Origin of the sequence: Bhargavaea massiliensis, from assembly GCF_018390575.1 — a bacterium.
In the GTDB taxonomy this organism is placed as follows: domain Bacteria; phylum Bacillota; class Bacilli; order Bacillales_A; family Planococcaceae; genus Bhargavaea; species Bhargavaea massiliensis.
Genome location: NZ_JAHBCJ010000002.1, coordinates 241890 through 263128, shown reverse-complemented (window position 1 = coordinate 263128; position 21239 = coordinate 241890). Strand labels below are relative to the sequence as shown.

Sequence of the window (21239 nt, the reverse complement as noted above, 5' to 3'; positions counted from 1 at the left end):
AAAAAAGCCTGCCTTGTCGGCAAGCCGGTCAGCTGATGACGCTCAGGCAGTGCTGATAAAGCTTGGCCGTTACAAGGCAGTCCCCGACGGCATCATGGGCATCGTGTTCTAGTTTCAGGTAGCGGCTGAGGGTCGTCAGCTTATGATCAGGCGTTTCGGTAATCACTTTCTGTGACAATTGGATCGTGTCGATGACCGTGTATTCCGGTATCGGAATGCCATACACCTCTTCAATGGCATAGAGGAAGCCCATATCAAATGAGGCGTTATGCGCGACAATCGGGAGGTCGCCGATAAAACCGATCAGTTCTCCGATCACATTGTCGATCATCGGTGCATATTTGACGGCTTCATTCGTGATGCCGGTCAGTTGGGTGATTCTCGGAGAGATATGCCGCTTAGGATTGACAAGCGTCTCGAATGTGCCGACTTTCTCATGGTTCATATATTTTACCGCACCAATCTGGATGATGCGATCCGCACCTGAGCGGAATCCGGTTGTTTCAAAATCCAGCACGACGTAGTTTGCCGCTTTTCTCACAGAAGTCTTGTATCGCCTCGGCCGTTTTGGCGGCCGTGCCTGTTTGCGTTGCTGACGAATCTTTTCTTCCAACAGAATTTCCACTTCCCGCCTCGGGTTTACCATAGGGATCCACCGCCTTCTGTCTAGTATTCTTCTATTTCCGCTTTTGCGGTAATGTAATCATATTGTAATATTTATTCCCAACGGAAAAAACCCATTCCGAAGATTTTTCGGAACAGGGACTCCCGGGGGCGAGCGGGATCAGGTCTCAACGTTGCGGTGAGTATGGCAACGTCTCACCCCGGTAGTATGGGTATGTTATCTGTTCATTTTAGGTTGCTTCAGCGTGACATCCAGCGATCCGTCTTCCTGCAGCTGCGCGAAAAACACTTGATCTGAACGGGATATCCCATGCTTCCTGATTTCCTTGAGGAGCCACTCCTCGCTTAGTCCATGTAACTGGAGCGTTTTCCGGTTGACCCTTCCGTCTGCGATAATTTCCGAAGGCATGTACTGCGGTGGACCCCCTCCTGCCTTGACGTCTTTTTTGGTTGCGGGCAGCTGAGGGACTTTCTGGAGGACACTCAGCGCGCCGTTTGTTTCCAGGACGGCATACTGGACGTCTTTGATCGTAAAGACTCCGGTTTCCCGAAGCATCATGTTCAAGTCATCCAGATGAAGCTGTACAGATTTCATCGCCTGTTCGTCAATTCGACCGTCATTGATCACAATGGTGGGCTGATTATCAAGAATCATTCTGGAGCCGCCCCATTTCAGGGTAACAAAGCTGAGCAGCACTGTCAGAAGTGTCCATATGACAAGTGAGAGCAAACCGTTCCAGAATGGGGTCTCGCTCTCTCCGGCGATATTGGCAGCAATCGAGCCGATTGTAATCCCGGTAATGTAATGGAAAAACGTTAGCTGGCTCATCTGCTTTTTGCCAAGTAGCCGCGTCAGAAGCAAGAGCGCAGCAAATGATACCGTTGTCCGGAAGGCCATTTCTAAAAGGTGGATGTCCCCCCACCCTTCTCCCCAATTTTCAAACATCCTACGCACCCTCTTATGTGTTCTCTCCTCCATCATGCCTCTTCAGCTCCGCTTATATTCAAAAAAAGGCCGCTGCACAAATGTGCAGCGGCCTTCTTTCAATCAATTATAGCGGGTCGTTGAACCGGTCGCGGTTCACAGGATCGACCGTGTCGTCAAGCCGTGTGCGATCAGTAGTGGCAGCCGATTCGTCAATCCGGCCGCGGCCCGTAGTGAATGTTGTTTCATCTCTAAGTGTGCTTCCTGCCGCAAAGCCTGTGTCCTCAACACTCGCATTGCGGTCGACCAGGACGAGAATCTTGCCTTCATTAAAGTACGTTTCGTAGCGCTCCGCCTCGTCTTCCGGTACGCCCATGCCAATCAGCGCGCCGGCAAGTCCGCCGACACCCGCGCCTGCTGCTGCTCCGGTCAGTCCAGCTACGACCGGGCCTGCTGCGACAATCGGCCCGATTCCGGGGATTGCCAATGCGCCGAGTCCGGCTAGTACGCCGCCGAGTCCGCCCAATACGCCGCCGGTCGCAGCGCCGGTCGCTGCCCCTTCGGCAGCCTGTGTGCCGGTCTCATCCTGGATGGCTTCCACATCGTCGTTGTTTTTCGAGATGACGGAAATGTCCTCCGTGCTGTAGCCTTGGCGTTTCAGATCCTCGATTGCGTCGATCGCTTGCTGTTCGTTGTCGTAATAACCTACCACTCTACGTTCAGTCATTTTCCTAACGCCTCCTTTAGCAGTCTAGTCTGAGATTACCCGCTGAACAGACCGCTAAACACCGAAGGCCGTCCGCAAAAGCGGACGGCCACTAATCAATCAGCTTATCGGAACAACACGAAACGCATGTAATCGCGCCAGTCATGTGATTTCCATTCTTCTTTGGACGGCCACTCCAGAGGCATCGGAAGGATAACCGCAGGCGGCAAAACGTTCCTGTCATAGATAGTTCCGGTAATCACGAAGTCACCCTCGTATAAGTTATCCGTGATGATGCTACGCCCTTTCCAGTTAAATGGGGTGATGACCGGGACGCTCACAGCATACCCTTCACTGTTGATGACGGTGACGATCGCTTCATCCCTGTATTTTCCGGTCAGAGCATCTGTCTTCACCGCAACCGCATCGAACGCTTCTTCTGTGTAAATAACGGCGTTGACATTGTTCGCGAACGGCAGCATACTGATGTCCTCATTCGGCATGATCCGCACCTCATAGAAGGCCAGCGGATTGTTGTTGCCGTCGCGTTTGTCCAGGCTGCGGTAAGTGTCGAGCCATTTTGACTCCGGCGCCTCGACTTCCGAGACTGAATACACACTGCCCTCTATGACACCTTCAAGCCCGGAAGCTTGTATAAATACGCGGTCATCCTGCCCGATGTCCTGCCATTCCTCGCCTGCAGCATACGTCAGGATCGTCCGCTCCGTTGAATAGACATCTACAGCCAGTTGTTCACCCAGCCGATGCACTTTGGCCACAGTCCCTTCCACAGGGCTGACAAGCGAAGGGGACTCTCCGCTTTGCTCAAGCTGGGCCTCGATGACTGTCAGCTGGCGCCTGATGTCAGCCAACTGGTTTTCTGTAGCGGTAATGGCGTGGGCAAAGGTGCCTTCCTGTGGGACATCGACCTGAACATCGACGCTAAGGTCGACGATCGGGCTGTCGTTCCCAGTTCCGCTGCTGCCGAACCGTTCATTCGTGCTGGAGCCAGTGCCCGGCTCTGCAGAGCGGCGTTCCTGTTCCAGCTGTCTTAACGTAGACTCCAACTCATGCTCCTGGGCTTCAAGCGCACTTTTTTCGGACTGCCAGATTGATCGCTGGCCTTCCATCCTGCCCGCATCCAGCTTTGCAATAGGCTGTCCGGCCGTGACTGCCTCTCCTTCCTTGACGAGCCATTCCTCGACAGTCGATTCCCTGTCGACGTAGGTTGTGTAGACCACATTTGGAACGACCAGCGCCTCCTTGGGCAGCTTTTCCGCGTAGTCGCCCGTGACCACTCTCTCCGTTTCGGGCGCATACACATATTTTGGAATCATGCTCTGCTCACCGTACAAGAGGATCATGTTTGTTGCGATAAAAGTGGTAACAGCAACCGCCACGGCAATATTCCAAAGCTTATTCAACCGTTCCACCTCCCCCGAAAAGCTCGGTGAACAGCTGCTCCGCAGGTATCACCCCATACAGGGAAACCGCAAGCGCCATGAGCACCTGGAAGCCGAGAAGAATCCACAAGAGTCTGCGGCCGGCTTCAGGAAGGAGCTGGCGAATAAAACGGAACTGGTAAGCGACGACAAGCGCGGTCCCGACACTTAATTGGTTAATAAAATAGATCAGGGCCGGATAGGTCATGAATGTTGATGCAAGCGGGCCGAAAGACAGCGGCGAGACCGGCGCAGCAGCCCCGCTCATCAGAAAGATTGCAAAAACTACCGCTTTCTCGAGCAACAGGATTGCTGCCACAAAAAGCTGGAGAACGACAATTTTTCGGTATTCGGCATTTGTCAGCTTATGTAGGATGAATGCGACGACATACACATGGAATGCCGTATAAATGACAGACCAGAGGATTGCGGCTGCAAGCGATAGGATCCGTCTCAGGGCAAATGTTTCCTCCGCCCCAGACACTGCAATCGGCGTGAGACGCCGTGTCCCGATTCCCCACATATCCATCAGGGCGTACAGGACGGCTGCGGAGATGAACAATCCGGCAATCCGCCACCGAAAGCCCTTCATCTCACTCACGCCCATCCGGTCTGTCAGTTCCCGCTGATTCAGCAGGAAATGCCAGAATCTGAATTCGAAAAACATACACCCATATCCCTTCACGTCCGATAGGTTAATAGCTTACACTTTTCAACTTTACCAAATTTAAGCCGATTTGTATGCATTCAAACGATACTGCATCTTCGGATAATAGGGAAAGGGCGTGGTGGATAGGGCTGTCGGGCTTACGGATGAGAGCAGGAGTGCGTATCAAGAGACTGACGACCTTTGTCTTTCGCTGTCTATCCTGCTCATTCAGAACGCCAAGAACCCGCCGGAGGGCTTACGGCGGGTTCTTTAAAAATCATCTATTTTATAAAGTGCCGTTCAACTGTCCGGTCAAATGGTGGAAGAGGTCCCGGTCTCCTTGTTCAAGTGCGCGGTCAATCAGATTCAGCAGGTTCATCCGCTCCAGTTCTTCGATCAGGTTTTCCGCTTCACCGGGTTCGAGCAGCAGCGGGTCATTTTCCATAATGTCCGCCCCTTGCAGGATTTCTTTGAGATGGGCGTGGATATCCGATATGAGCAGTAACTGATAAAGCGGGAGGCGGATGAAGCGGCTGCCTTTCTGGAAAACAAAAATGTCACCGAGGTTTTCGACTTGGAGGTTTTGGAGGTTGATGTGGATCTCTTTCCCCTCCGACGGAATGAAGTGAAACAGCTCTTCTCCTTTTTTTATCGTGAAGTACTGATACTCAAAGACCAACTTCACCTTCGCCTGTTCCTGCGTAACGTAAAATGGCTTCATTCGTTGAATGTGCAGCATGGGGCTCCCTCCTTTTCTAAATATTCCGTTATCAACAGTTTACCATAATTATATGAAAGCGCATACAAAATAATCCGGGCTTGAAGCCCGGTGACTTTTTATTCATTGGATCCAAGGCTTTTAAGAGCTTTTATTCTGCGGGCGATGACCACCGTCCACAAAAAAGCCAAAACCGTCTTTTCCGAATTCCATGACGTAGGATGACAGGAAGGCGTACCCGGTTTCGCGGAAAAGTTGCCGATCTTCGGACGGCTTGTGAAAGACGATGACCCGCTCAGCAAAATCCAAGCTGACATTACTCAGACGAAACGGTCCATAATCCATTTCCGGAAGCCGGACGTAATCCCCGTCTCCTTCCATGACGATTTTGTAGCCGGTTTCTCCTCCCCCTTTTCTCTCAATCAGCCGCCACTTCCCCGGCCTGATAATACCCTTATGACCGTTGAACCTGATTTCGTACCGAGTCAATCCGCATACTCCTCTCATCCAGATTCTTTATTATCATCAAATTTACTATATTCGTTAGTTAATAGATATAAATCGACAAATTGATGATTCTCAATCAACACTTTGTTGATTAAATCAGATATCTGCCATCCAACCGTTAATTTGCGTCCATAAACGACCCAAAGGGGGAGTAGGATTGTGGCGATTCAAGATAAATTCAGGGAATACCGTGAAGATGTGCTCGGCAGGCCCTATGGCAGCTGCCGGGACACGGCACGGCTTCCTGAGGAAGCCCGGTAGGCGCAGGCCCGCTATTACGCATCATTTGCGGAAGCACACGGTGCATTCATCGAGCAATCCAGTGAGCTGAGGGAATGGATCTCCTTTGTGTCAGGACAGGAGCCGAGGACTCGGAAGGTGATGCTGACGGTCACAAAGCGCATGTTGAACATATTCAAAGATACGAACCGCGATGGACAGGATTAAGACAATGGCGGTCCCTCCGTTTACGATTGTTTCCAGGCATCGTATAATGGAGGGACAGCCTTTTTTAGTTTAATGGCTTTTCGGGGCACGCATCCGGCATTGCTGTCATGCCCAGAAAACAGCCCATAGAAAGTGGTGTGTTCATTGATCGATCAGCTTACGGAAGTCGCCGATATATATAGAACAGAAATAATTGACGCAATGGAGCAGCAAAAACGGCTGCCCGTCACGCATGAAGTGAGGGAGCGGAGGTTCCGCCAGGCGGCGATGATGGTCCGCAATGACTGGCTGCGGCTTCTCCAGTCCGACCAGACAGGAATCGTCCGGTTTGCCTTCCCGGGTTATCCTCAGCCTGAAGCGGAAATCCGCCTGTACAATCCGCGGGCGGTGTGCAGCGTCCACGGAGACAAAGGCTGCGAACATACAACAGCTGTCTACTTCGCCCTATACCAGCGCTTTGCCTCCCTGTCGGACTGGCTCGCTGAGTGGCGCCACTCGGCAAGCCAGTTTGCTGCTCCGGGACGGACATTGGAAAAGACGCCGGAAGCGTGGCGGGGGGTATTTGAGCAGCTGTCGGGCACTTTCCCATCGATCGGGGACAATGTCCCGTTCCACATGATCTCGTCTGCGGTCACGCTCTACCGCCAGCAGATGCGTGAAGCGGAGCCGCTCGAGCAGGAATGGAAGCCGCTTTTCCGGCTGTATGCCGGGCTTTTCGGTTTGCGTGCGGTCACTGGTGGTGCGCCGGCAGGCGGATTTTCAATTGGGTATGACCGATGGCAATACGGGCGCTTGCTCGACTCTCTCACTGACGGCATCAGGGATGAACTGAAGCTTCTTTCCTCAACTCGCCGCCTGTTTGCCGCCGACCCGTTTTACCAGGACCTTGAGGAACTGATCCGGAGCTTGACCCTTTCTGCCGAAAACGCGCAGGGCAGGTGGTTGTCCGTGTACCGCGGGATGTGGCAATTCCTGTTCAACGGAGATGCCGCACGCGGACGGGAACTGAATAAGCTACGACTGATGAAAGCTGATGGCGAAGAGGCGCCGGCACTCAGGCTCATGACCGCTTACTTGGAAATGCTGTCCGGCGAGCCGTCCACAGGCCTTGACGCGCCCCTCGAAGAAAATGATCTGCCGCTTTTCCCGTCCTATCTGGATATGGCATCCAGCCTTGCGGAAAACGGACAATCCGATGAAGCCCGAAGCCTGCTCCTGTCGCTCGTCCCCCAGATCGGAAACTACATGGAATCCGTTTCATTTCTCGACCAGCGCACCGCAGCCGGAAGACTGGCAGACCTTTGCCGCGAAACGGACGTGCCCGACGAGACGGCGGCCGATATCTTATTCCGGTGCGGCAGTGCAGCGGAGGCCGAATATGCGGAATTCCTTCTGAGCCGGGGGCATTACAGGGAATGGGCTGCGTATCATCACTTGAACCGTTCGGGTCTTGAGCGCATTGAGCGGACCGGACTAAAGACGATGATGGAAGAAGCACCGATGGAAGCCGTTTTTCTGATGAATGTTCATGTGGAAGAACAGATTGCCCAGAAAAGCCGGCAGAACTATCGGGAAGCCGTCCGCATCCTGAAAAAAATGAAGCGCGCCGCTAAAAAAGCCGGCCGGACCGAATGGTGGTCCGGCTACGTTGGAGCACTTCGGCGGCGGCACCAGCGTTTGCGCGCACTCATGGAGGAACTCGAGAAAGGAGGTCTGTTGTCATGAAGCCGCTCACACTTAACCGCGACATCCGCCTGTCTGTCATCGAATCCCCCGACGGCGGGTTTCTGATGGCCGGATTTGATTCGGCAGGCGACTTTATCGGAAGCCGGCCGCTGAAGGAATTGCTTTTTTTCAGGCATACCCGCTCTTATATGGGCCTGCTGATCGAAGATCGGGATGGAGCTGTCCGTGCCGGATGCCGTGATGTTGTCGAGTCATTCGGCGATCCCCACCCGTTTGTCCGTTATCACGGAAAGTCCCCTGAGGACGAGCGGTGGATCCGTATCTTCAAGGAAGCAGCTGACATTTACCGGGAACCGGGGCTACCCCGGATTACCGGTGCCTCTGACGGTTCTCTCCAGGTCGCAAAAGACGTTTCTGAGGAAGCCGTACGCCTCCTTGAACGAGCCTTTTCCGAAATCCTGGCGGAGGGCGGCATCGGACAGAACCGTCTGGAAGACGTTATCCGCTTCCGCCGGTCGGAATCCGCGCAAACACCGGATGCCCCCCTCCCCTTCCGAATGGCGCTCCGTCTGTCGGAACCTGAAGACGAAGATGGCGGATGGATGCTGGAAAGCATCTTGGTGAACCCGAAAACCGGTACGCATTGGACACCGGCAGCGGGCAAGATCACAAAGCCTGTCACCGAAGCTCTCCCGAAAAAGTGGAAGCCATTTGCAGATTCCGTTTCAAGGATGCAGTTCAGCATCCGCACCGTCCTCACTGGAGACGATGGCGTCGGGGACAGCTCGTTTATCTCCCTTTCCATGGAGGACCATGAAGTCCGTGAGTTCCTGAAAGATGATCTGCCGCTCCTGCAGGCTCTCGATATCGATGTTATCCTGCCGGGCTGGCTCAGGGAAGCCGCGGAACGCCGCATGCGTGTGCGCGCTTCAGCCTCAGCCGGCTCATCAGGCAATGCCCGCCTGGACGATGCACTCAGCTTTAACTGGACATTTTCCCTTGGCGGCGCCGACATTTCATCAGAACATTTCAAGCGGCTCGTCGAAGAAAAACGGGAATTCATCCGTGCGGGTGACGAATGGTTCCGGCTGGACGCCGCCTGGCTTGCCCGCATCCGCGAAATGATGGAGACTGCAGAGAAAAGCGGATGGACTGTCAAAGACCTCCTGTTCCGGGACCTGGAAGAAGAGATCGGAGCGGGCCGGGGAGACTTGGAAGAGGAGGACGAAGACGATCCGCTGTTTGACTTCCTCCTCCAGCACTCTCTTAAAGACGCGGTCGAGCGGATCCGCAGCAAGGAAGGCATCCCGGAGATTCCCGTATCCGCTGAACTGCACGCGGAGCTCCGCCCTTACCAACAGAAAGGGTTCGACTGGCTCGTCTTTATGCGGGAGCACGGCTTCGGCGCGGTTCTGGCCGACGACATGGGGCTCGGCAAGACCGTCCAGCTGATTGCCTACCTGCTCCATGCACGTGAATCCGGGACTGCCGAAGCTCCTTCCCTTATCATCTGTCCTACGTCCGTCATCGGCAACTGGCAAAAAGAGCTACAGCGGTTTGCACCGGCTCATCCGGTCCTTGTCCACTATGGCACTTCACGCCTGAAGGGCGGTGAACTGGAAGCAGCGCTGAAGGCGCTCGGCAACGGGCTAGTCCTGACGACGTATGGCACGTTCATGCAAGACCATGTAGAGCTCACAGAAATGGAATGGGACGCCGTCTCGCTGGATGAAGCACAGAACATCAAGAACATGCAGACCAAACAGTCCAGGGCGGTCCGGAAGCTCAGGGGCCGGCATCATATCGCCCTGACCGGCACGCCGATCGAAAACCGGCTCGCGGAACTTTGGGCGATTTTCGACTTTATACACCGTGGCTATTTGGGACGCTTCTCGGAGTTCCAGGAAACATTTATCGGTCCGATCGAGCGGGACAGCTCGGAAAAACAGATGCAGCGGCTGCGCGCAAAAATTTCCCCGTTTCTTCTGCGCCGGACCAAATCCGACCCTGCGCTCAAGCTCAACCTACCCGACAAACTCGAAGAAAACGAGTTCGTGCCGCTCACTGAAGAGCAGGCGGCGCTTTACGAAGGGTATATCAGCGAGACAAAGGCGGCCCTCATGGAAGCCGAAGGCTTCCGGAGGCGCGGAATTATCCTGAAGATGCTCAGCCGACTCAAGCAGCTCTGCAACCACCCTGCACTATTCCTGAAAGAACCGTTTGCGGAGGCTGACGAAATGCTGGCCCGCTCCGAAAAACTCGAGCGAATCATTACACTCACCGCGGATATCGTCGACCGCGGCGAGCAGGTGCTCATTTTCACCCAATACATCGGCATGGGTGAGCTGATCCGCCACTGCCTGTCGAGCGTATATGACATCGAAGCGCCATTCCTGACCGGCAGCATGCCGAAGGGACGCCGCGACCGGCTTGTCGAGGAATTCCAGGACGGTGGCTTCCCGGTGTTCATCCTGTCGCTGAAAGCAGGCGGCACCGGACTGAATCTCACAGCCGCCAATCACGTGCTCCACGCCGACCGGTGGTGGAATCCGGCCGTGGAAAACCAGGCGACCGACCGGGCCTACCGGATTGGCCAGGACCGCTTTGTGCACGTCCGGAAATTTGTGACAATCGGTACAATCGAGGAAAAGATCGATAAAATGATTGCTGAGAAAGCAGCCCTTTCCGCCGACCTGATCCAGTCTGGGGCCTGGATTACGGAACTCACTGACGAAGAACTGAACGACCTGTTCTCAATCGGGTAAATTGCGGTGGTGTGAAACGGTGACACTATATAACAGACGGCCCGGCCACCCCCATGGCCGGGCCGTCTTTATCCTGTATCTTCCACCAATTATTCACTCATTCATCGCTTCATGACGAATTGCATAATGTCCGACTCTTGCCAATGACGATCACTCGTTTTTTTCTCCAGATAAATAACACGCTCGTTGAGGTGGGCGATTATCCGGATCAGCTGTTCGATTTGCCGCTCGGTCCGGCCGAGCTGCTGCTCAATACGCTCCATGCCAAAAATTCCTTTCTAAACGGTGGCGTTTCTGATCAAAGGGGATGTGCGTAAAAGTTCAGTGTCCGGTTGCGGATTCGGGAATTCCGGCGTTGCGGTCCCGCCGGAAGCCCGGTCACGGCCGGATGGGTTCCTCTTGCTCCTTTTCCTTCCGGCTTTCAAACACCAATCCGGACGGGAGGGTCTGCCCGACCTGGCTGCCGTGGCGTTCATGATGGGAGTCCTGCATACTCCCGTCTTTTGGTCCGTCGTTTTGATACGGTCCGGATCCGTTGCCACTTAACCCTTCTGCGCCGCCCCCGTTTGGACTGTCGGCCACAACAGCCTTGTAGGCCGGCGGTTTGGTGGCAAGGAAACGGACTTCCTCGCTCACCACCTCTGTGACATACACCCGGTTTCCGTCCTTTTCATAGGTCCTTGACTGGAGTCGGCCCCCGATGCTGACAAGCGATCCCTTGCCGCAGTACTTCACCGTATTTACCGCCGCCTTGCCCCAAGCCGTGCACAAAACGAAATCCGCGTCATTGTCCCGGTCATTCCTGAATCTGCGGTTGACGGCTAGCACAAAGCTGGTCTGGACCCGCCCTTCCGACAGATTTCTCAGTTCGGGATCTTTCGTCAGACGCCCGACCAATGCCACCTGATTCAATGGTTCACCTCCTTCGCTGTAGATGAGCCAAGCATACCCGACCCATAACGGATGGAGCAAAACGCCATTTTTGAAGAATAGTCCCGATTTTTGCCGCAAAATTGATTTTTGCGCAGTATGCAATTAGCAATCAGTCTCCGTTCAACCCTTGGCCCGATTGCATTCTTCCATAACTTCCTGAATGCTTCAAAACTCAATTTTGGCAGTTTCCGAAAGAATTTTCGGGCAGGATACGGTATGGTATACTGGACGTACGTAAATACCGGGGGGCGAACGTTTGTGAAGTCGTTTAAACTGCTGTCGGTTGATTTTGAGAAAGATGGAGATTTCTTCTCTTGCCCGCTTGTCGACGGGATTATCATCAATGAAGAAAACAGCCGGCGCTCCTGGATTCTGGAAATGTTCGTAAACAAAGAGCACAAGCCGGTTTTCGATGAATGGCTTGAATCGGAAGTAGTCATCAACGCCAAGGCGGTCATTTCCTATCCAGAGAACGAGCCTGCGGGATTCAGGCTTGCGGTTTATGCCGTAAAGGAAATCGGAGACCATATTTCGGTCCTTCTGAAAGGACCTCTCAAGCGCGTCCGCTCCCAGTATGCGGAACATCTCCTCGAGGAACTGATCGCCGAAGGGCTGCAGGGGGACGAGATGCTCGACCGCTTCAAGTCCGACATGAAAAACCGGCCGCAGCTGAAGCGCGACCGGGACAAACAGAATTCTTGAACGGGCCGCCACTCCATGCGGTCCTTTTTCATGACAAAACCCGGCCGGGCATCCGCACCGACCGGGTTCTTTGTTATTGGCCTCCGCCCATGCCGTCGTTGCCGTTGCCGTTTCGATCAAGATCGTCTTCCATGATCTCTTCTCGTTCGTTCACGTCGGTTCCGCCGCCGTCATCATTGCCGAACTCACCAAATCCCGGCCCCGTTCCGTCAGGGTCGACCGGACCGTTCGTGCCTTCACCGCCCATGCCGTCACCATTGCCATTGCCGTCGAACATCTCATCATTGCCTTCCTGGATGTCTTCCATCGGTGTCTCGTTGTCAGCAGGGAGTGCATCTTCGTCCCCGTTACACCCCGCAAGCATGACAGCGGTGGCAAACAGTGCCGGTGCCGCTTTTTTCAGCATGTAAAATCCTCCCCTCCGGATATTGTGCGAGGTTTCTGCACGGCCGTCCGGACGGCCGCTCTGCCTCGGTCATCACGCAGGCCTGCGCGATGCCTTTAGCTTGGCCGTTTGGGGAGGAACAATGATAAAATTCTCGTTTCCTATTTCAGCCTGGGCTTCCCGCATGAAGCGGACTTTCCTGCACATGCTAAGTGCCAGTCAGGCTTCAGTTTCTTCAGCTTTCGGGCCGATGGCGAACAGGATATCCGCTTCGCAGGCGATTTCGCCGTCAACGCGGGCAATGGCATGTCCCTTGCCCATCGTGCCCCGGAGACGCGTCAGCTCGACTTCAAGATCCAGGCGGTCACCCGGTTTTACCTGACGCTTGAACCGGCAGTTGTCGATGCCGGTGAAAAACGCCAGCCTGCCAGCATTGTCTTCAATAGAAAGCACTGCCGTTGCACCGACCTGCGCAAGCGCCTCGACGATGAGGACGCCCGGCATGACCGGATAGCCCGGAAAATGCCCGTTAAAGAAATCTTCATTGATGGTTACATTTTTGTAGCCGGCTGCCCGTTTTCCCTCTTCCAGTTCCGTGATTCGGTCAACCAGAAGAAACGGATAGCGGTGCGGCAGGATTGCCTGGATCTGTTCCGTCGTCAACATTAGTGCTCCTCCTTCAATATGGCCCGCCTGCTGGCGGTCATACATCGCCATTGATCATTTTCCAGATGTGCTGCCATGTTTCCGGCTTCAGCGCATCCAGCGCCTTGCCGTCGCCGATGACGCCGTAACCGAACATGACACCGAGTACAGCCGCAATTGCGACGCCGAGCAAGAACAGCAGCACGCGCAGCCAGATCGGGATCAGCCGGATCTGGACCCAGCGGCCTACCTCTTGCTTGCTGCCTTGCGATGCAGCCTGTTTTCCTGCCGGTTTGTTCTTGACAGCGGCATGCGCCTTTTCCCGCTCTGCGGTCCGGTTCGTCGCCCTGAACACTTTTCCGTTTGTGCGTTCTGCGGACGGGACGAAAGCCGCCGAAGCACTTTTCTTTGCTGTTGCTTTCTGCCGTTCGACAGTCCGGTTGGTCGCACGGAATGTGCGCTCATCGCCTGAGCGGCTGATTGTCCGGCCTGTTTGCCGCTTGCCGGTATTCTGTTCTAGCTTGTCTTTTCCAGTCATTGCAATCTCCCTAATCCATGCACTGATTTAGCCTTTGACGAATACCGTCCGCTGGCGATCCAGCATAATGCCCGTGCCTGTCACGACGCAACCTGGCGAATCGTCTGCCAAGTAGACCGGTACCTTCACCTGCTCGGACAGGAGGCCGTCGATTCCATGGAGAAGCGCACCTCCACCGGTCAGAATGATGCCGCGGTCGATGATATCGGCCGATAACTCCGGTGGCGTCTTTTCCAGGACGTTCTTTGCGCCCTGTACGATCATCATGACCGATTCCCGGATAGCCCCCGCAATCTTGTCCGAATCCACCGTTACGGCACGCGGAAGGCCGCTGACGAGGTCCCGCCCACGGATGTCAATCGTCTTCTTTTCGGAACCGGGCAGCGCCGTCCCGATCTCTTTTTTAATCAGTTCCGCTGTCGGTTCCCCGATCAGCAACTGCTCATGCTTTTTGATGTATTGCAGAATGTCCGCATCAAATGTGTTGCCGCCGACTTTGACGGACTGGCTGGTGACAATACCGCCCATTGACAGCACCGCGATATCAGTCGTTCCGCCGCCGATGTCGATGATCATGTTGCCGCTCGGCTGGAAGATGTCCATACCGGCTCCGATTGCGGCCACCTTCGGCTCTTCTTCTATGTATACTCGACGCGCGCCTGCCTTGAGCGCGGCATCCTGGATCGCCTTCTGCTCGACCGCGGTCACTTGGACCGGGCAGCAGATCAGGATTCTCGGCTTCCGGAGAAAGCCCTTTACACCGAGACGATCGATAAACTTCGTCAGCATGGCTTCTGTCATGTCAAAATTGCCGATGACGCCGTCTTTTAGCGGACGGATGGTCTGGATGGTCCCCGGCGCACGGCCGAGCATCCGGTACGCCTCGTCACCGACTGCCAGCACCTGTTTCGTTTTCAGGTCGACCGCGACGACCGACGGCTCGTTCAGCACAACTCCGCTTCCTTTCACGTGGATCAGCGTGTTTGATGTGCCGAGATCGATTCCGATATCCCTGTAGAACATATCCGTGCTCCTTCCGTCCATCTCCCGTATGATTTCTGTCTTGTCCCATTTTATCATAGCGGCCAGACAATGAACATACGGGAATCACCACTCTCGTCCCATGAAAAAAGCGCCCCGGCGTTCCGGCAGAACGCCGGACGCGGACCACTTTTTCAGGAATTCGGGGCCGCCGGTTCCTTGCACCCTTCCGACCCGGTGCGGGTGCGGCGCCACTTGTCGCGCGTCGCCTCGCCTCCGCGCAGATGCCGGATCGCCTTATGGTAGGCGAGCACCTCCGCGACTTCACGTGCCAGCTCCCCATCCACATTTGGGAGCCGCTCCGTCAGATCCTTGTGGACGGTGCTTTTGGAATACCCCGTCGATCGGGCAAGCGCCCGGACGGTCGCCCTCGTCTCCAGCAGCAATTCCCCCAACTTCAGGCATCGGCGCCGGATATGTTCGTGCACGTTCTCTTCCTTTCCTCATGTAGGAACGCTTTTCACAACATATGCCGCCGCAAACGGATTCAGACCGGATTGGGTAAAATCGGCTTTGGGAAGAAAGGCGGAGACGAATTTTTTTCTGGCGGATTGTTTTGTACAGAAACCGGACAGCGGAAAGTGCAGCGATGTCTCAATGAAGTATGGCAACTTCCCATCTCAGAACGGCATCGTCTCAACGCTCCCGTCCTAAAAACGGGAAAACCGGACAGCCCGACTCTCGGTCGGCCGTCCGGCTCCAATCAGAATGCCAGGTAATTGCCCGGGTTGACGGCAACGCCGTCTTTTTTCACTTCGAATAACAGATGATTGCCGGCAGTCGGGTTCCACTCGTTAGCGGCAGTGGTCCCAATTGTCTGGCCCTGTGCAACCTGGTCGCCCTTTTCAACAGTAATGCCTGTCACCGAGCCATACGTCGTTTCCAGACCGTCCGCATGCTTGAGGGTGACTTTGTTGCCCATGAATTCATCGACCACCACTTCTTCCACTGTTCCGCTCAGCGCAGCCTTCACTTCGAAAGGCTCGTCATTGTTCGAAAGTGTCACGCCGCTGTTTGTCACATACGTCTGACTAAAGACGAGAAGGGCTTTTTCTCGCTGCTCTGAATCTGCTTCCATGTCATAGTATTCCTGGATAACGGATACGCCATCGAGAAGCGCTTCATCAAACGGGAACTTCATGGTTTCGTTTGATGCATTGGTCTCCACTGTGACGTCACCGCCCCCTGCCGGATTGCCCGACTGAGACACTTCAACCTTTTCATCTGCATCGTTCGTAACTGCCTGATAGGTCCAGACCATCCCTACGAATAAGACCGCGAATCCTGAATAGATGGCAGGCCACAACCAGCTTTTGCGATTCTTGTTCTTCTGAGAAGGATTATTCGGTTTCTCTTCTCTCATTATCATCACCTCAACCGCATTGTTGGCAGGTTAAGGGGATTTTAAACACTCAGGATCAGCCGCTTCCAATTTTTTTATTGTCGTTCCCTCATAATAGTGGAATAAAATCTTTTCTGCGGGCCATCCTTCGCGCGCGAAGGCCTCAGCCCCGTACTGGCTCATTCCGACGCCATGGCCATAGCCTTTCGTGAATACATGAACAATTTTCTTTACAGGGTCGTAGGCGATATCAAAGTCCGTGGAGGGTAAGCCGAGCTTGTCCCGCATCTCACGTCCATCCATCGTAAATCCGTTTGCTTCCGCCTGCTGGACACGTCCCGTCTCGTTCCGCTTCAGGCGGAGGGTCCCGAACATGGCGGCATTCCAGTCGCCTCCGAGTTTTTTATTCCATTGGCTGAGCGTGAATGTCTCCGAATCCTCGAACCTCGGTGACATATCCGCATCCTCGGGACTTTCTACGCTACGCAAGTACGGGATATCCGTCCCTCCGTAGTTTTTTGCAGTTTCTGTTTTTCCGTTGCTGGTAGAGTGGAACATGGCGGAAATGAGCTCCCCTTCATGGATCAGCACTTTGCCTTCCGTCTCGGTCACCGCTTCCCTCACTTTCCGCTCGTTTTCCGGATACCCCTTGTCCCACTCCTTTTTCCGCTCTGCCTCAGGCCTGTACACCTGATGGGCGGTGTCCTTCCGGATCGTTTCCTTGCCGCCGGACGTGACCCGGAGCGCGTATGTGCGTGCTGCAATTGCCTGTGCCTTCAGCGCTTCCTTGCTGAAACCGGCTGGCATCTCGCCCGAGACGACGCCGACAACGTACTCTTCGAGCGGAACCGGTTCAGGCTCGCCCTCCACAGTCAGGAACACTTCGCAAGCGGCACCTGTTTCCGGGGCCTGGGTCTCTTCCGGTCCGGCAGGCGGCTTGACCACTGCCGTACCTTCCGTTTTCTTCAGCAGGATCGGCATGCTGAACAGAAAAATGATTAGTCCGAGTGCAATCAACTTTTTCATACCTGATTCTATGTGCCCGGCGGAAGAGATATGAAAAAGCGGACCGGCTCAAAGCCGGTCCGCCTTTATTATAGATAGATAAGGAATAAGATTATTGCATGATTGGCGTTGGCGCCGGCAGTGCCGGCCTTCCACGAGGTGCAGGAGGGCGGGCGCCGCCCTCCCGAAGGATCATACCAGTTCCTTTTCCTTTTCATCTGCTGTTTCGTCGTCGTTCACCCGGATAATATCTGCACCAAGCCGCGCAAGCTTACCGTGGAAATCGACATAGCCGCGGTCCAGGTGGATCAGTTCCGTCACCCGTGTGATGCCTTCCGCTGCCAGACCGGCCAGAATCAGCGCAGCTGCGGCACGCAGGTCAGTAGCCGCCACTTCGGCCCCCTGCAGGCTGGACGGGCCGTTCATGATGACGGAACGTCCTTCGATCTTGACGTTTGCGTTCATGCGGCGGAATTCTTCGACATGCATGAACCGGTTTTCGAATACCGTTTCTGTAAGGACTCCGGTACCTTCCGCTGTCAGCATCAGTGCCATCACCTGGGACTGCATGTCTGTCGGGAAGCCCGGGTACGGCATCGTCTTGATATCCACCGAACGGAGCGGCTTTTCAGCGCGGATGCGCAGGCCGTCATCAGTGTCTTCAATTTCGATGTTCATTTCCTTCAGCTTTGCGATGAGTGCGGCATTGTGTTCAGGAACCGCATTCTCGATGATGACATCACCTTTCGTGATTGCGGCTGCCACCATGAATGTACCGGTTTCGATCCGGTCAGGGATGATATGATGGGTTGCTCCATGCAGAGACTTGACGCCCTCGATGCGGATTGTGTCCGTACCTGCACCGACGATACGGCCGCCCATCTCATTAATATAGTTTGCCAAATCGACAATTTCCGGCTCTTTTGCCGCGTTTTCGAGAATCGTCGTCCCCTCTGCCAGTGCAGCCGCAGACATGATGTTCTCTGTAGCGCCGACACTCGGGAAGTCCAGATAGATGCGGGCACCCTTCAGGCGGCCATCCACTTTTGCTTCAACATACCCGTTGCCCGTCTTGATTTCGGCGCCCATTGCCTCAAAGCCCTTCAGGTGCTGTTCAATCGGACGGGAACCGATTGCGCAGCCGCCCGGCTGTGCAACGCGCGCAAAACCGTTGCGTGCAAGCAGCGGTCCCATGACGAGGATGGATGCCCGCATCTTGCGGACATATTCAAACTGCGCCTCGCTGGACAGCGGGGCGGATGCATCGATCCGTACTTCGTTCTGCTCCGCATTGAATTCGACCGTCGCGTTCAGACTCCTCAATACTTCATTGATGGTGTATACATCCGACAAAATCGGGACATCCTTGATGATGTTCGTTCCTTCCGTTGAAAGAAGTGCGGCGGCAAGAACCGGCAGAACCGCATTCTTCGCCCCTTCGACACGAACCGACCCATTCAGCGGCCGTCCGCCCTTAACAATAATTTTTTCCAATATAAGTCCCTCCGGCTTCTCTCTCGTATCCATATGATCCATAATCTGATTTTTCTTGTTTTCTCGACAACAGCGGACCGCGACTGAGGCCTTCAAACCAGCACTTCGCGTGTCCATTTTAAAAACACAAACCATTAACAGTTTACAATGCTTCCAGCACCGTTTCAAGATTTGAGCTGAGCTGACGGCCCTGGTAAATCCTAATTGTGAACACATTCACCATACTATACGTCGATTCTTCTGTTTTTGTGTCGGTAAGCGCCCACCGGCCGGTACGGGTCTTCTTACCTAATTTGTTCATTCCCTATGAAGTTTGTCTCAAACAGCTTTCTGCCTTTTTTATGATCTGTCCCTCATGGACCGAGGCAGGAACAGGCTTTCCCGTTGCTCCGCACGCCCGTCCATGAAGGACAGCACTCAGCCTAAAAGGCCGGGTAGCTGCCTTGACCAATAGGATATGTCCAGGAAGAAATTCGATACAGCCGAACCGATGGCGATACTTAGCAGAATATACAGGAGCTGTGCCTGGAACACTTTGTTTTTCCGGATCCAGCTTTCCGGCATGATTGCCTGCAACGCGTAAAACGCGATGGCAATAAAGAAAACATGGGAAATTAGCCCGGTAACGGATTGGAAGGCAAAATATTGGTCCATCTCCTCTTCCGCCTTTCTGTATGGATTTTTCCGGATACATCACTTATGATCTCACATGGCATTCAATGCTGCAGAAAAAAGAAAAGAAAGCGGGCAGATCAGTTCTGCCCGCTCTTCTTTGTGATGATATCGTTAGATTTTGCCTTTCGCGACGTCCAAACGGTTCATCGCGCGTCTGAGTGCCAACTCTGCACGTTTGGCATCCAGGTCCTCCTGCTTTTGCTGAAGACGTTCCTCGGCACGCTTTTTCGCCTCTATGGCTCGGGCCGCATCGATGTCTTCTGCCAGCTCGGCGGACTGGGCGAGGATCGTGACCTGATCCGGACGGACTTCCAGGAACCCGCCGCTGACCGCCACACGTTCGGTGGATGAGTCTTTGTTCAGGCGGACCGCGCCGATCTCAAGAGGCGCAACCATCGGAATGTGGCCGGGAAGGATTCCCAGCTCACCAGTCGTGGTGACTGCGATGACCATGTTTGCATCCGAATCATATACCGGACCGTCGGGAGTGACGATATTCACTTTGATTGTGCTCATGCTTTTCCCTCCTGGTCAGGATAATCAGACTTCTACGCCCATTTCCTTTGCTTTCTCGATAACTTCCTCGATGCGCCCGACGAGTCGGAATGCATCTTCCGGCAGGTGGTCATAGCGGCCTTCGAGGATTTCCTTGAAGCCTTTGACCGTTTCCGCTACTGGAACATACGAACCTTTCTGGCCCGTGAACTGCTCAGCAACGTGGAAGTTCTGGGAAAGGAAGAACTGGATACGGCGCGCACGGTCGACGACAAGCTTGTCTTCGTCGCCGAGCTCGTCCATACCGAGGATTGCGATGATGTCCTGAAGCTCACGGTAGCGCTGTAGCGTTTGCTGGACCTGAGTCGCGACTTCGTAGTGCTCTTCGCCGACGATTTCAGGGGAAAGCGCACGGGAAGAGGACGCCAGCGGGTCAACCGCAGGATAGATCCCCATCTCCGAGAGCTTACGCTCAAGGTTTGTCGTTGCGTCGAGGTGGGCGAATGTCGTTGCAGGAGCCGGGTCGGTGTAGTCATCGGCAGGGACGTAGATTGCCTGGATCGATGTGACGGACCCTTTGTTTGTGGATGTGATCCGCTCCTGCAATTTACCCATCTCGGTTGCCAGTGTCGGCTGGTAACCAACCGCGGAAGGCATGCGGCCGAGAAGGGCCGATACTTCAGAACCGGCCTGTGTGAACCGGAAGATGTTGTCGATGAAGAGAAGAACGTCCGCGCCTTTTTCGTCACGGAAGTATTCAGCCATCGTCAGACCCGTCAGAGCAACACGCATACGCGCACCCGGCGGCTCGTTCATCTGGCCAAAGACCATTGCCGTCTTCTTGATAACACCGGAGTCGGACATCTCGAAGTAGAGGTCGTTCCCTTCACGGGTACGTTCTCCGACACCCGCGAAGACGGAAATACCGCCGTGCTCCTGTGCGATGTTGTTGATGAGTTCCTGGATCAGGACTGTCTTGCCGACACCCGCTCCGCCGAACAGGCCAATCTTACCGCCTTTGATGTAAGGAGCAAGCAGGTCGACAACCTTGATGCCCGTTTCAAGGATTTCGACGTCTGTCGTCAGTTCCTCGAATTTTGGAGCATCCCGGTGGATTGAGTCGCGTCGTTCGGATGCAGGAATTTCCTCGTTCAGGTCGATCGTGTCTCCAAGAACGTTGAAGACACGGCCGAGTGTGATGTCTCCGACAGGAACCGAAATCGGTGAGCCTGTGTCGGTGACGACCGCCCCGCGCTGAAGGCCATCCGTGGAGGACATGGCGATCGTGCGGACGGAGTCGTCGCCCAAGTGAAGGGCAACTTCAAGCGTCAGTGTTTGCGCCTCTTCGTTCGGGCGCGCAATCTGGACTGTAAGGGCATTGTAGATCTCAGGCATGTTGTCGCCGTCGAATTTTACGTCGACGACCGGACCCATGACCTGGAGGACATGTCCTTGGTTCATGCTGTTCCCTCCTGTCTGTATGCTGCGGGAGCCATGCATGGACAGGGCCGGCGC

23 protein-coding genes are annotated in these 21239 nt (G+C 54.6%); 3 read left to right on the top strand and 20 right to left on the bottom strand.

The window, feature by feature from the left end; translation table 11 throughout:
• Nucleotides 1-28 precede the first annotated feature (28 nt).
• The 7 genes from KHA84_RS04125 to KHA84_RS04095 all read right to left on the bottom strand — a co-directional run bounded on the left by KHA84_RS04125 (nucleotide 29) and on the right by KHA84_RS04095 (nucleotide 5553).
• Nucleotides 29-646 (bottom strand): 3'-5' exonuclease, encoded by a 618-nt coding sequence (locus KHA84_RS04125; RefSeq protein ID WP_213422265.1) that lies wholly within the window; start codon nucleotides 644-646, stop codon nucleotides 29-31.
• 195 nt (nucleotides 647-841) lie between these two features.
• Nucleotides 842-1570 carry a DUF421 domain-containing protein gene (locus KHA84_RS04120; RefSeq protein WP_213422264.1) on the bottom strand — a complete coding sequence of 243 codons (729 nt, stop codon included), beginning with the start codon at nucleotides 1568-1570 and terminating at the stop codon, nucleotides 842-844.
• Between the two features lie 106 nt (nucleotides 1571-1676).
• Nucleotides 1677-2276: a general stress protein gene (locus KHA84_RS04115; protein ID WP_213422263.1), complete on the bottom strand. Its 600-nt coding sequence runs from the start codon at nucleotides 2274-2276 to the stop codon at nucleotides 1677-1679.
• Between the two features lie 104 nt (nucleotides 2277-2380).
• On the bottom strand, nucleotides 2381-3679 hold the full coding sequence (locus KHA84_RS04110) for an efflux RND transporter periplasmic adaptor subunit (protein WP_213422262.1): 1299 nt from the start codon (nucleotides 3677-3679) through the stop codon (nucleotides 2381-2383).
• Nucleotides 3672-4364, bottom strand: a complete 693-nt coding sequence (locus KHA84_RS04105; RefSeq protein ID WP_213422261.1) for a hypothetical protein — start codon at nucleotides 4362-4364, stop codon at nucleotides 3672-3674. Before KHA84_RS04105 ends, KHA84_RS04110 begins: the two co-directional genes overlap by 8 nt.
• 268 nt (nucleotides 4365-4632) lie before the next feature.
• Nucleotides 4633-5085 (bottom strand): IDEAL domain-containing protein, encoded by a 453-nt coding sequence (locus KHA84_RS04100; protein WP_213422260.1) that lies wholly within the window; start codon nucleotides 5083-5085, stop codon nucleotides 4633-4635.
• A gap of 120 nt (nucleotides 5086-5205) precedes the next feature.
• Complete coding sequence (locus KHA84_RS04095; protein WP_213422259.1) at nucleotides 5206-5553, bottom strand: hypothetical protein; 348 nt, start codon at nucleotides 5551-5553, stop codon at nucleotides 5206-5208.
• A 666-nt stretch (nucleotides 5554-6219) separates the two neighbouring features.
• On the opposite strand from KHA84_RS04095, the gene KHA84_RS04090 reads away from it, so the two are divergent.
• Nucleotides 6220-7743 carry a hypothetical protein gene (locus KHA84_RS04090; protein ID WP_213422258.1) on the top strand — a complete coding sequence of 508 codons (1524 nt, stop codon included), beginning with the start codon at nucleotides 6220-6222 and terminating at the stop codon, nucleotides 7741-7743.
• Nucleotides 7740-10469, top strand: coding sequence for a DEAD/DEAH box helicase (locus KHA84_RS04085; protein WP_213422257.1), 2730 nt, complete (start codon nucleotides 7740-7742; stop codon nucleotides 10467-10469). Before KHA84_RS04090 ends, KHA84_RS04085 begins: the two co-directional genes overlap by 4 nt.
• Before the next feature lie 101 nt (nucleotides 10470-10570).
• Here the strand turns inward: KHA84_RS04085 and KHA84_RS04080 are convergent, their stop codons facing one another.
• Together KHA84_RS04080 and KHA84_RS04075 are read right to left on the bottom strand one after the other, a co-directional pair.
• Entirely contained in the window at nucleotides 10571-10732 is a 162-nt protein-coding gene (locus KHA84_RS04080) for a hypothetical protein (RefSeq protein WP_213422256.1), read from the bottom strand.
• Between the two features lie 115 nt (nucleotides 10733-10847).
• On the bottom strand, nucleotides 10848-11372 hold the full coding sequence (locus KHA84_RS04075) for a single-stranded DNA-binding protein (protein WP_336511088.1): 525 nt from the start codon (nucleotides 11370-11372) through the stop codon (nucleotides 10848-10850).
• Between the two features lie 288 nt (nucleotides 11373-11660).
• On the opposite strand from KHA84_RS04075, the gene KHA84_RS04070 reads away from it, so the two are divergent.
• Nucleotides 11661-12104, top strand: a complete 444-nt coding sequence (locus KHA84_RS04070; RefSeq protein WP_213422254.1) for a YwpF family protein — start codon at nucleotides 11661-11663, stop codon at nucleotides 12102-12104.
• Nucleotides 12105-12177: 73 nt separating this feature from the next.
• On the opposite strand, the gene KHA84_RS04065 is transcribed toward KHA84_RS04070, so the two are convergent.
• The 11 genes from KHA84_RS04065 to atpD all read right to left on the bottom strand — a co-directional run bounded on the left by KHA84_RS04065 (nucleotide 12178) and on the right by atpD (nucleotide 21185).
• Nucleotides 12178-12510 (bottom strand): hypothetical protein, encoded by a 333-nt coding sequence (locus KHA84_RS04065; protein WP_213422253.1) that lies wholly within the window; start codon nucleotides 12508-12510, stop codon nucleotides 12178-12180.
• A gap of 198 nt (nucleotides 12511-12708) precedes the next feature.
• On the bottom strand, nucleotides 12709-13155 hold the full coding sequence (gene fabZ / locus KHA84_RS04060; RefSeq protein WP_213422252.1) for a 3-hydroxyacyl-ACP dehydratase FabZ: 447 nt from the start codon (nucleotides 13153-13155) through the stop codon (nucleotides 12709-12711).
• 37 nt (nucleotides 13156-13192) lie between these two features.
• Nucleotides 13193-13672 (bottom strand): DNA-directed RNA polymerase subunit beta, encoded by a 480-nt coding sequence (locus KHA84_RS04055; RefSeq protein WP_213422251.1) that lies wholly within the window; start codon nucleotides 13670-13672, stop codon nucleotides 13193-13195.
• Nucleotides 13673-13699: 27 nt separating this feature from the next.
• On the bottom strand, nucleotides 13700-14695 hold the full coding sequence (gene mreB / locus KHA84_RS04050) for a rod shape-determining protein (RefSeq protein ID WP_213422250.1): 996 nt from the start codon (nucleotides 14693-14695) through the stop codon (nucleotides 13700-13702).
• A gap of 152 nt (nucleotides 14696-14847) precedes the next feature.
• Complete coding sequence (locus KHA84_RS04045) at nucleotides 14848-15141, bottom strand: sporulation transcriptional regulator SpoIIID (protein WP_213422249.1); 294 nt, start codon at nucleotides 15139-15141, stop codon at nucleotides 14848-14850.
• Between the two features lie 275 nt (nucleotides 15142-15416).
• Nucleotides 15417-16076 carry a M23 family metallopeptidase gene (locus KHA84_RS04040; protein ID WP_213422248.1) on the bottom strand — a complete coding sequence of 220 codons (660 nt, stop codon included), beginning with the start codon at nucleotides 16074-16076 and terminating at the stop codon, nucleotides 15417-15419.
• Nucleotides 16077-16106: 30 nt separating this feature from the next.
• Entirely contained in the window at nucleotides 16107-17081 is a 975-nt protein-coding gene (gene spoIID / locus KHA84_RS04035) for a stage II sporulation protein D (protein ID WP_213422247.1), read from the bottom strand.
• 171 nt (nucleotides 17082-17252) lie between these two features.
• On the bottom strand, nucleotides 17253-18554 hold the full coding sequence (gene murA, locus KHA84_RS04030) for a UDP-N-acetylglucosamine 1-carboxyvinyltransferase (protein ID WP_213422246.1): 1302 nt from the start codon (nucleotides 18552-18554) through the stop codon (nucleotides 17253-17255).
• Between the two features lie 417 nt (nucleotides 18555-18971).
• A complete protein-coding gene (locus tag KHA84_RS04025; protein WP_213422245.1) occupies nucleotides 18972-19208 on the bottom strand; it encodes a DUF1146 family protein in 237 nt (78 codons plus the stop codon).
• 132 nt (nucleotides 19209-19340) lie between these two features.
• A complete protein-coding gene (locus tag KHA84_RS04020; RefSeq protein ID WP_213422244.1) occupies nucleotides 19341-19745 on the bottom strand; it encodes a F0F1 ATP synthase subunit epsilon in 405 nt (134 codons plus the stop codon).
• A 24-nt stretch (nucleotides 19746-19769) separates the two neighbouring features.
• The gene (atpD, locus tag KHA84_RS04015) at nucleotides 19770-21185 is read right to left on the bottom strand and encodes a F0F1 ATP synthase subunit beta (RefSeq protein ID WP_213422243.1); all 1416 of its coding nucleotides are present in this window, start codon (nucleotides 21183-21185) and stop codon (nucleotides 19770-19772) included.
• Nucleotides 21186-21239 lie beyond the last annotated feature (54 nt).